General features: G+C 68.3%; 10 protein-coding genes and 1 pseudogene. 1 reads left to right on the top strand and 10 read right to left on the bottom strand.

Annotation, left to right across the window (positions count from 1 at the left end; all coding sequences use genetic code 11):
• From E8A12_RS16445 to argB, 3 genes and pseudogenes are all read right to left on the bottom strand, one after another.
• Positions 1-155: pseudogene (locus E8A12_RS16445) on the bottom strand (2,3,4,5-tetrahydropyridine-2,6-dicarboxylate N-succinyltransferase); the annotation flags it as partial.
• Positions 155-817 carry a pyrimidine 5'-nucleotidase gene (locus E8A12_RS16450; protein ID WP_293370761.1) on the bottom strand — a complete coding sequence of 221 codons (663 nt, stop codon included), beginning with the start codon at positions 815-817 and terminating at the stop codon, positions 155-157. The pseudogene E8A12_RS16445 and the gene E8A12_RS16450, both read right to left, overlap by 1 nt.
• Positions 814-1,728, bottom strand: coding sequence for an acetylglutamate kinase (argB, locus tag E8A12_RS16455; protein WP_293370763.1), 915 nt, complete (start codon positions 1,726-1,728; stop codon positions 814-816). Before argB ends, E8A12_RS16450 begins: the two co-directional genes overlap by 4 nt.
• Positions 1,729-1,842: 114 nt before the next feature.
• Between argB and E8A12_RS16460 the strand changes: the two genes are divergently transcribed.
• Complete coding sequence (locus E8A12_RS16460) at positions 1,843-3,129, top strand: amidohydrolase family protein (RefSeq protein ID WP_293370765.1); 1,287 nt, start codon at positions 1,843-1,845, stop codon at positions 3,127-3,129.
• Between the two features lie 30 nt (positions 3,130-3,159).
• Here E8A12_RS16460 and E8A12_RS16465 read toward each other — a convergent pair whose 3' ends face one another.
• The 7 genes from E8A12_RS16465 to E8A12_RS16495 all read right to left on the bottom strand — a co-directional run.
• Positions 3,160-4,302 (bottom strand): acyl-CoA dehydrogenase family protein, encoded by a 1,143-nt coding sequence (locus tag E8A12_RS16465; RefSeq protein WP_293370767.1) that lies wholly within the window; start codon positions 4,300-4,302, stop codon positions 3,160-3,162.
• A 133-nt stretch (positions 4,303-4,435) separates the two neighbouring features.
• Positions 4,436-5,074, bottom strand: a complete 639-nt coding sequence (gene yihA / locus E8A12_RS16470) for a ribosome biogenesis GTP-binding protein YihA/YsxC (protein ID WP_293370768.1) — start codon at positions 5,072-5,074, stop codon at positions 4,436-4,438.
• Positions 5,071-6,855 (bottom strand): membrane protein insertase YidC, encoded by a 1,785-nt coding sequence (gene yidC, locus E8A12_RS16475; protein WP_293370770.1) that lies wholly within the window; start codon positions 6,853-6,855, stop codon positions 5,071-5,073. Before yidC ends, yihA begins: the two co-directional genes overlap by 4 nt.
• A gap of 33 nt (positions 6,856-6,888) precedes the next feature.
• On the bottom strand, positions 6,889-7,254 hold the full coding sequence (gene rnpA, locus E8A12_RS16480; protein WP_293370772.1) for a ribonuclease P protein component: 366 nt from the start codon (positions 7,252-7,254) through the stop codon (positions 6,889-6,891).
• 26 nt (positions 7,255-7,280) lie between these two features.
• Positions 7,281-7,415 (bottom strand): 50S ribosomal protein L34, encoded by a 135-nt coding sequence (gene rpmH / locus E8A12_RS16485; protein ID WP_111457208.1) that lies wholly within the window; start codon positions 7,413-7,415, stop codon positions 7,281-7,283.
• Positions 7,416-7,511: 96 nt separating this feature from the next.
• Positions 7,512-8,492, bottom strand: coding sequence for an NADPH:quinone oxidoreductase family protein (locus E8A12_RS16490; protein WP_293370778.1), 981 nt, complete (start codon positions 8,490-8,492; stop codon positions 7,512-7,514).
• A partial coding sequence (locus tag E8A12_RS16495; protein WP_293370780.1) for an alpha/beta hydrolase occupies positions 8,492-9,323 on the bottom strand: 832 nt, incomplete at its 5' end. The genes E8A12_RS16495 and E8A12_RS16490, both read right to left, overlap by 1 nt.

A 9,323-nucleotide genomic window follows, 5' to 3' on the forward strand; every position in this document is an offset into this window, starting at 1 on the left:
GCCTCGCGGCTGGCGACCCTCAGCGTCCCGGCGTCCAGACGCTCGATGGTCTCCAGCACCGCGTCGCGGATCGGGCCCTTGGTGGCGTGGCTGACGGACTCGCGGTCCTCCCAGGCGGCCTCGATGACGCGTCTGAGGTCGGAATGGTCGGGCATCAAGCGGCTTCCTTGAGGCGGGCCTGCGCCAGGAAGGGCGCAAGGTGCGGGGTCTTGTAGCGAACGAAGGGCGCGGTGGAGGCTTTGGCGTGCGGGCCCACCAGGATGGTGGTCATGCCGAGCTCGGCGGCGGGCGCGAGGTTGCGCTCGCTGTCCTCGAAGAAGGCCGCGGCCGCCGGATCGAAGGCGTGGTCGGCGCTGATCTTCTCGAAGGTGGCGCGGGCGGGCTTTGGCACATAGTCGGCCGAGCCGATGTCGAAGATGTCGTCGAACAGATGCGTCAGGCCCAGGCGTTCCAGCACGCGCTCGGCATGGAAGGCGTCGGCGTTGGTGAAGATCAGCCGCCGGCCCGGCAGCCGTTCGATGGCCGCGACCAACTCGGGATCATGCGCCAGGGCCTCCAGCGACATGTCGTGGAAGATGGTGTGGAAGTCGGCCGGGTCGACCCCGTGGTGCTCGACAAGGCCGCCGAGCGTCAGGCCGTAGTCGGCGAGGTATTTCTTCTGCAGCCGATAGGCGTCGTCGCGCTCCAGCCCGGTGACCTTCTGGACATAGGCGGTCATCCGCCGCTCGATCTCGCCCATGAAGCCGGATTCGGCCGGGTAGAGGGTGTTGTCCAGGTCGAAGAGCCAGGTGTCGATGTGGGTGAGGTCGGCGATCATTCGCTGACCAGCGTGCCCGCCCCATGCTCGGTGAAGAGTTCGACCAGCATGGCGTGCGGCTTGCGTCCGTCCAGGATGACCACGGCGCCGACGCCGGATTCGACCGCGGCGATGGCGGTCTCCAGCTTGGGGATCATGCCGCCGGTGGCGACGCCCTCGACGATGGCCATACGCGCCTCGGAGACGGTCATCTGGCGGATCAGCTCGCCGTTCTTGTCCAGCACGCCCGCCACGTCAGTGAGCAGCAGCATGCGCTTGGCGTTGAGCGCGCCGGCCAGGGCGCCGGCCACGGTGTCGGCGTTGATGTTGTAGGTCTGGCCGTCCTCGGCGACGCCGATGGGGGCGATCACGGGGATGTAGTCCTCGTCGGCGTAGATCAGCGCCTCGATCAGCTTGGGATCGATGCGGCTGGGTTCGCCCACGAAGCCGAGGTCGACCTCCCGCTCGATGCGGCTGTCGGGGTCCTTCTTGGTGCGCTTGGCCTTCTCGACGGTGATCAGCCGCGCGTCCTTGCCGGACAGGCCCACCCCGCGCACGTCGGCTTCGCGGCCGGCGAGCGTGATCCAGTTGGCGATCTCCTTGTTGATCGCACCGGAGAGGACCATCTCGGCGACTTCCATGGTCGCCGCGTCGGTGACCCGAAGCCCGTCGATGAAGGTCGACTTGACGCCGGCCCGTTCCAGCATGGCGCTGATCTGCGGGCCGCCGCCGTGCACGATCACCGGGTGCAGGCCCAGCATCTTCAAGAGCACCGCGTCGGCGGCGAACTGCCGGGCGACCTGCTCTTCCCCCATGGCGTGGCCGCCATACTTGATGACCACGGTCTCGCGGTCGTAGCGCTGGATATAGGGCAGGGCCTCGGCCAGGGTCCTGGCCGTCGCCCATCCTTCGCCTTGCGTGTCGTCGGTCACCGGCGGTCGCGCCCTTTGAAAACGGTGCGCTCCGATAGCGGACGCCGCGGCCCCTGTCACCTTCGCTGGGCCGTGCTAAGCCAGCGGGCGAGGCATTAGCGGGCGGGGATTCCCATGCGGATTGTGACGATGGCGGCGGCTCTGGCCGGCTCTGTGCTGGTCGGGGCGCTGGCGACGGGCGCCGAGGCCAGGACCGTGGCGGTGAGCGCCGACCGGCTGCTGGACGTGGCCACCGGCAAGTACGTGGAAAAGCCGCTGGTGGTGATCGTCGACGGGCGGATCAACGCGGTCGAGCATCAGGGCGACCCGGTCCCGGCAGGCGCCGAGCGGGTCGACCTGCCCGGTGTGACGCTGCTGCCCGGCCTGATCGACATGCATGTCCACCTGACGTCCTCACCGCTGTTCGGCGGCTATAACCGCCTGCAGAAGACCGACAGCTTCTGGCCGATCCTGGCCACCACCCACGCACGCGCAACGGTGGAGGCCGGCTTCACCACGGTGCGCAACGTGGGCTCGCGCAATTTCGAGGATGTGGGCCTCAAGCAGGCGATCGATGGCGGTTTCATTCCCGGCCCGCGGATCGTGCCGGCCGGCTACGCCATCGGCTCGACTGGCGGCCACTGCGACTCGAATTCCTTTCCGCCGTCGATGCATCAGAAGGGCGACGCGGTGATCGACAGCCCCGACGAGGGCCGCAAGCGCGTGCGCGAGATGCACAAGTATGGCGCCGAGGTGATCAAGATCTGCGCCACCGGCGGGGTCTTCAGCCACGGCGACACGCCTGGCGCCCAGCAGCTCACCCTGGAAGAGATCAAGGCCATGGTGGACGAGGCCCACCGCGCCGGCATGAAGGTCGCCGCCCACGCCCACGGCGCCGATGGCATCAAGGCCGCGATCCTGGGCGGCGTCGACACCATCGAGCACGCGAGCCTGGTCGACGACGAGGGCATCAAGCTGGCGCTCGCCCACGGCAGCTACTTCGGGATGGACATCTACAACACCGACTACACCCAGGCCGAGGGTAAGAAGAACGGTGTGCTGGAGGAGAACCTGCAGAAGGACCGCGACATCGGCGAGATCCAGCGGGAGAACTTCCGCAAGGCCCTGAAGGCCGGCGTGAAGATGATCTTCTCCAGCGACGCGGGCGTCTATCCGCACGGGACCAACGCCCGGCAGTTCGCGGTGATGGTGCGCTATGGCGCGACGCCCCTGCAGGCGATCCAGACCGCGACGCTCACCGCCGCCCAGGCGCTGGACCGGGTGAAGGACGTCGGCCAGGCGACGCCGGGCCACTACGGCGATCTGGTGGGCGTGACGGGTGATCCGCTTCGCGACGTCACCGTGCTGGAGCATCCGGTTTTCGTGATGAAAGGCGGGGATGTTGTGAAGCGGATTCCCTGACTCCGCCCATCCCCGCGACGGCGGGGAGGATCAAATGGACCGCGCCACGACTTCCTTCATGATCTCGGACGTCCCGCCGTAGATGCGTTGCACCCGGGCGTCGCGCCACAGGCGGGCGATGGGATAGTCGTTCATGTAGCCGGCGCCGCCGTGCAGCTGCAGGGACGCGTCGCAGACTTCCCATTGCAGTTCGGTGTGGAAGAGCTTGGCGGCCGACGCCTCGGCGGCGGTGAGCTTCTTTTGCAGGTGGCGCGCGATGCACCAGTCGAGGTGCGCCCAGCCGGCCTGCAGCTTGGCCTTCAGGTCGGCCAGGGTGAAGCGGGTGTTCTGGAAGTCGAAGACGGTCTGTCTGAAGGCCTTACGCTCCTTGGTGAACTTCACCGCCTCGTCGAAGGCGCGCTGGGCGCCCGCCTGGCCGGCGATGGCGATCTGCAGGCGCTCCTGCGGCAGCTGGTTCATCAGGTAGGAGAAGCCCTTGCCCTCCTCGCCCAGGCAGTTGGTGATCGGTACGCGGACGTCCTCAAAGAACAGCTCCGAGGTGTCGGCGGAGTTCTGGCCGATCTTGTCGAGGTTACGGCCGCGCTTGAAGCCCGACCGGTCGCCCTCCACCAGGATCAGCGAGATGCCCTTCGAGCCCTGGGTCGGGTCGGTCTTGGCGACCACGACGATCAGGTCGGCGCTCTGGCCGTTGGTGATGTAGGTCTTGGAGCCGTTGACGACGTAATGGTTGCCGTCGCGCACGGCGGTGGTGCGCACGCCCTGCAGGTCGGAGCCCGCGCCCGGCTCGGTCATGGCGATGGCGGTGATCACCTGGCCGGAGACCATGCCCGGCAGCCAGCGCTGCTTCTGCTCCTCGGAGCCATAGTTGATGATGTAGTCGACGACGATGTCGGACTGGAGCGTGATGCCAGCCGACGAACCGGCGTAGCTGAGCTCCTCGCCGATCACGGTGTTGTAGCGGTAGTCGGCGCCCAGGCCGCCATAGGCCTCCGGGACTTGCGGGCACAGCAGCCCGGCCTCGCCCGCCGCCAGCCAGAACCCGCGGTCCACCACGCCTTCCTCTTCCCAGCGGTCGAGGTTGGGGATGAGCGCACGCGCGTAGAACTTCCGGACCTGGTCGCGGAAAAGGTTCAGGTCTTCGTCGAAGACGGTGCGGGTGTCGGTGCTGAGCATGGGGGTGTCTTAGCAGGTGCTCCCCCGTTGGGGGAGCTGTCAGCGAAGCTGACTGAGGGGCTTCCGCTCTCGCCGTGAGGGAAGCCCCCTCCGGCCCTCCGGGCCACTTCCCCCTTGAGGGGAGGATCTTCCATCAGACGGCGCAGGCCGCCACGATCTCGGCGCGCAGTTCGGGGATGCCGGTCCCCTTCTCCGAGGAGGTGGCCAGCACGCGGGGGAACGCGGCGGGGCGTTTGGCGATGGCTTTGAGGGTGCGCTCCACCACCGCCTCGACCTCGGCGGGCTTCAGCTTGTCGGCCTTGGTGAGCACGATCTGGTAGGAGACGGCGGCCAGGTCGAAGGCGTCCAGCGCCTCCTTGTCGACGTCCTTCAGGCCATGACGCGCGTCGATCAGCAGGTAGGCGCGCTTCAGGTTCGGGCGGCCGCGCAGGTAGTCGCGGCCGAGGTTCTGGAACTTCTTCACGTCGCCGCGGGAGGCCCGCGCAAAACCGTAGCCGGGCAGGTCGACGAGGCGCAGCTTCTCGTCGGCGACGAAGAAGTTCACCTCGCGGGTGCGGCCCGGCGAGTTCGAAGCGCGCGCCAGGTGCAGACGCCCGGCGACGGCGTTGATCAGCGTGGATTTGCCGACGTTGGAGCGGCCCGCGAACGCCACCTCCGGCAGGTCGGCGGGCGGCAGGCCGGCGATGGCCACGGCGCCCATCATGAAGGTCACCTCGTGGGCGAAGAGGACGCGGGCGGCCTCCAGCTCCTCGGCGGTGAAGCCCTCGCTCACCCGCTACCCTTGCCGGAGAGCCGCGCGAGCGCCCGGTCGATGGGATTGTCCACCTTGAAGCGGCGCATCATCACGTACTGCTGAAGCGTGGTGAGCACGTTCGACCAGGTCCAGTAGATCAGCAGGCCCACGGCGAAGGGCGCCATGATGAACATGAACATCAGCGGCATGAACTGGAAGATCCGCTGCTGGGCCGGATCGCCGGCCGGCGGGCTCATCGAGGTCGTCAGGAACATGGTGAAGCCGTAGGCCAGCGGCAGGATGCCCAGGTGCAGGGAGGTGTCGAGGATCTGGCCGATCAGCGGCGTGTGCGCCGGGTTCCAGGGGATCAGGCCGAACAGGTTCCAGATCGTGGTCGGGTCGCGCGCCGACAGGTCGCTGAACGCCAGGAACGGCGCGTGGCGCATCTCGATGGAGATGTTGAGCACCTTGTAGAGCGAATAGAACACCGGGATCTGCAGGAGGATCGGCAGGCAGCCGGCCAGCGGATTGACCTTCTCCCGCTGATACAGGGCCATGATCTCCTGCTGCTGCTTGGCCGGGTCGTCCTTGTAGCGCTTGCGCAGGTCCTCCATCAGCGGCTGGACCTTCTTCATCTTGGTCATCGACTCGTACTGCTTGTTGGCGATCGGGAAGAAAGCCACGCGCACGCAGACGGTGAGCAAGAGGATCGCGACGCCGAAGGTGCCGACGTGCTGGTAGATGAAGGTCAGGAACAGGAAGATCGGCCGGGTCAGGAAGAAGAAGAACCGGCCCCAGTCCACCGCGTCGTCGAAGTGGGCGATGCCGAGGGTCTTCTCGTAGGATTGCAGCAGGGGCACGGTCTTGGCGCCGGCGAACAGGTGCTGGGTGACGGTCACCTGGGCGCCTGGCGCGATGGTGCGGGCAGCCCCCGTGTAGTTGGCCTCATAGACGTCGAGATTGCCGGCCTTGGCGTCGCGGTAGACCGCGTGCACCTGCTCGCCTGCGTCGGGGATCAGGGCGGCCAGCCAGTATCTGTCGGTGATGCCGGTCCAGGCGCTGGCGGAGTTGAATTCCTGGGTCGAGCCGCCGTTCTTCGACAGGTCCTTGTAGGTGAAGGCCCGCACATGGCTGTCGAGATAGCCGATGGTCCCTTCGTGGACGACGCCGGTCTTGCCGACGTCGGCGGGCACGCCCTGGCGCTGCACCGTGCCGTAGGGCGCCAGCGTCACGGGAATCGCCCCGGCGTTGGCGACCGTATCGGTGAGCGTGAACATGTAGTGGTCGTCGACGGCGATCTGGCGGGTGAAGGTCAGGCCCTGGCCGTTCGCATAGGTGAGCGTGATCGGCGCGCCGGGCGCCAACGTCGAACCCTGGGCCAGGGTCCAGGGCGTCGTCGCGCCGGGCAGGCCCGGGACGTTCTGGCCGACCCAGCCGAAGTCGATGAACCACGGGAAGGGCGTGCCTTCCGGGCGCAGCATCTCGACCGGCGGCGAGTTCTTGTCGGTGGTCTGCTTGTATTGGGTCAAGAACAGGTCATCGAGGCGGCCGCCGCGCAGCGAGATCGAGCCCTTGAGCGCCGGCGCGGCCAGGGGCACGCGGGGGCTGGCGGCCAGCGCCGCGGCGCGGGTCACCGCCGGCGGGGCGTTCAGCGCCGGCGCGCCGGGCAGCAGCTGGGCGGCGGCGGCCGGCGGATGGGCCTTCAGCTCGGCGGCTTTGCGCTTCTGCGCGGGCTCAAGCACGAACATCTGATAGACGATGAACAGTGCGAGCGCACACACGAGGAAGATGATCGTGTTGCGGCTGGAATCGTCTTGCATGGGAACGGGCGCGGTCCGGTAGGAGAGAGGCCCTTAGGATTGAGGGCGGTCGCGGTCGGCGGCGAGCCTTATCAGCGCGCTTTTCACATCGTCAAGCAAACGCGGCCAAGGGCGCGTCGTCACACCGCCTCGGGCGATGAACACGTAGTCGAAACCTGGGGACGCCAGCGCCGGAAGCAAGAGCCGCGCGGCTTCCCGCAAACGCCTTTTCGCGCGGTTGCGCTCGACGGCCCCGCCGATCCGCTTGGTGGCGGTGAAACCGGCGCGGACCAGCGGCGTCTCGTCGCGGGACCGGGCCTGGACCAGCACGGCGCCGCGCGCGCAATGCGGGCCTTGCGCGCAGGCCAGGAAATCCGGGCGCTTCTTCAGGCGTTCGATTTTAGGAAGGGCGTCGGACACGCCGACACCTTAGCGCCAGCGGAAGCTTAAGCGCTCAGGCGCTTGCGGCCCTTGGCGCGGCGACGGGCCAGAACCTTTTGGCCGTTCTTCGTCGACATCCGCAGGCGGAAGCCGTGGCGGCGGGCGCGAACAAGGCGCGACGGTTGAAAAGTCCGCTTCACGGGGAGCTCCGGGGTCGAAAATCGAGCGGCGGTGGATAGGGGAAGAGGCGGGGCGTGTCAACCACGCAGGGATGTGAAGGGTTGGGAGGCGGGACCCTACAGATCCGGCCGCACAATGGTCTTGCCGATCACCTTGCGGTCGGCGAGCGAGTCAAAAGCCGCCCGCCAGTCGCTCAGTGGGTGCTCGGCGTCGACCCGGGGTTTCACCTTCCCCTCTTCCGCCAGCTTCCAGATGGCGGCCTGATTCTCGCGACCCTTGTCGGGGAACTGGCGGCCGTATTCGCCGGCGCGGACGCCGATCACCGAGAAGCCCTTGATCAGGGCGATGTTGACCGGCAGCACCGGCAGGCGGCCCGACGTGAAGCCGATGGAGAGGATCCGTCCGCCGAAGGCGATGCAGCGCAGGCTCTCATCGAAGACGTCGCCGCCGACGGGATCGTAGATGACGTCCGCGCCCTTGCCGCCGGTGAGTTCCTTCACCCGCTCTCGGAAGCCCCGGGTGACGTTGACGGTCGCTTCGGGGGCGTACTCGCGGGAGATGACGTCGAGCTTCTGGTCGGAGGCGGAGGCGGCGATCACCTTGGCGCCCATGATCTGGGCCAGGTCGACGGCGGCGAGGCCGACGCCGCCGGCCGCGCCATGGATCAGGACCCATTCGCCGGGCTGCAGGCGCGCGCAACGCTCGAAGGCGACGTAGGCCGTCAGGTAGGCCACCGGATAGCCGGCCGCCTGGCTGAAGGAAAGCGTGTCGGGCTTCCGGCGCAGGCCGGCCGCCGGAAGGACGGCGTACTCCGCCATGCCGCCGCGTCCGCCGCCGCAGACCGGATCGCCGGGCCTGAAGCCTGTGACGCCATCGCCCAGGGCGTCCACCTCGCCGGCCAGCTCCATGCCGGGGACGAAGGGCACGGGCGGCTTGTGCTGGTGCTCACCGCGGGTCTGCATCAGGTCGGGGAAGTTCACCGCCGCGGCGCGGACCTTGATCCTGACCTCGCCCGGGCCGGGGTCAGGCATGGGAATTTGCTTGACCACGCAGCCTTCGTAGTCGGGCGCGAGCCGCTCGACGACGAGCGCCCGCATCAGGAAATGCGGCCTTCGAAACCCTCGCGGACCAGGCCGGCGATCTCGCGGCAGGCGACGTCGGCGCCGGGAACCGCGCCGGTGAACGCGGTGAAGGCGTGGGCCAGGCCGTCGTAGCAGCGGTAGACCACGGGCACGCCGGCCTCCTTCAGCCGCCGGGCATAGGCCTCGCCCTGGTCCAACAGCGGGTCGAAGCCGGCGGTGACCACGATGGCCGGCGCGAGGCCGGAGACGTCCGGGGCGCGAAACGGCGACAGGCGCGGGTCAGCCGGGCTGTCGCCGGGACCCATGTAGTGGCCGGCGAACCAGTCCAGCGTCGCCCGGGTCAACGGGAAGGCGTCGCCATAGGTGGTCATCGACGCGCTCTCGCAGACCACGTCGACCCAGGGGTAGATCAGGAGTTGCAGGGCCGGCTGCGGCTCGCCGGCCTTCTTCAGTTCCTGACAGAGCACTGCGGCGAAGGCGCCGCCCATGGAGTCGCCACCGATTGCTGCCTGGGCCGGCGGCGCGCCGAACCGTTCGGCATTGTCGCGGCCCCAGCGGTAGGCAGCCATGACATCCTCGAGGCCTGCCGGAAAGCGGTGCTCGGGCGCCAGGCGATAATCAACGGACAGCACCGGTCCGCGGGCGCTTCTGGCGAGGATCGAGCAGAAGGCGTTGCAGGTCTCCAGGTCGCCGATCACCCCGCCGCCGAAGTGGGCGAAGATCATCAGCGGCGCGTGGGAGTCCTGGTTGTCGGGCCGGTAGACGCGGGCCGGGATATCGCCGCCGGGACCGGGAACGGTGAGCGGCTCGATCAACACGCCCGGCTCGGGATCGCCGCCGGTCACG

Origin of the sequence: Phenylobacterium sp. (genome assembly GCF_004799395.1) — a bacterium.
In the GTDB taxonomy this organism is placed as follows: domain Bacteria; phylum Pseudomonadota; class Alphaproteobacteria; order Caulobacterales; family Caulobacteraceae; genus Phenylobacterium.

Coding starts and splice junctions, on each gene's coding strand:
- E8A12_RS16450 (WP_293370761.1), bottom strand. CDS start 817: ATGATCGCCGACCTCACCCACATCGACACCTGGCTCTTCGACCTGGAC.
- E8A12_RS16460 (WP_293370765.1), top strand. CDS start 1,843: ATGCGGATTGTGACGATGGCGGCGGCTCTGGCCGGCTCTGTGCTGGTC.
- E8A12_RS16465 (WP_293370767.1), bottom strand. CDS start 4,302: ATGCTCAGCACCGACACCCGCACCGTCTTCGACGAAGACCTGAACCTT.
- yidC (WP_293370770.1), bottom strand. CDS start 6,855: ATGCAAGACGATTCCAGCCGCAACACGATCATCTTCCTCGTGTGTGCG.
- E8A12_RS16490 (WP_293370778.1), bottom strand. CDS start 8,492: ATGCGGGCGCTCGTCGTCGAGCGGCTCGCGCCCGACTACGAAGGCTGC.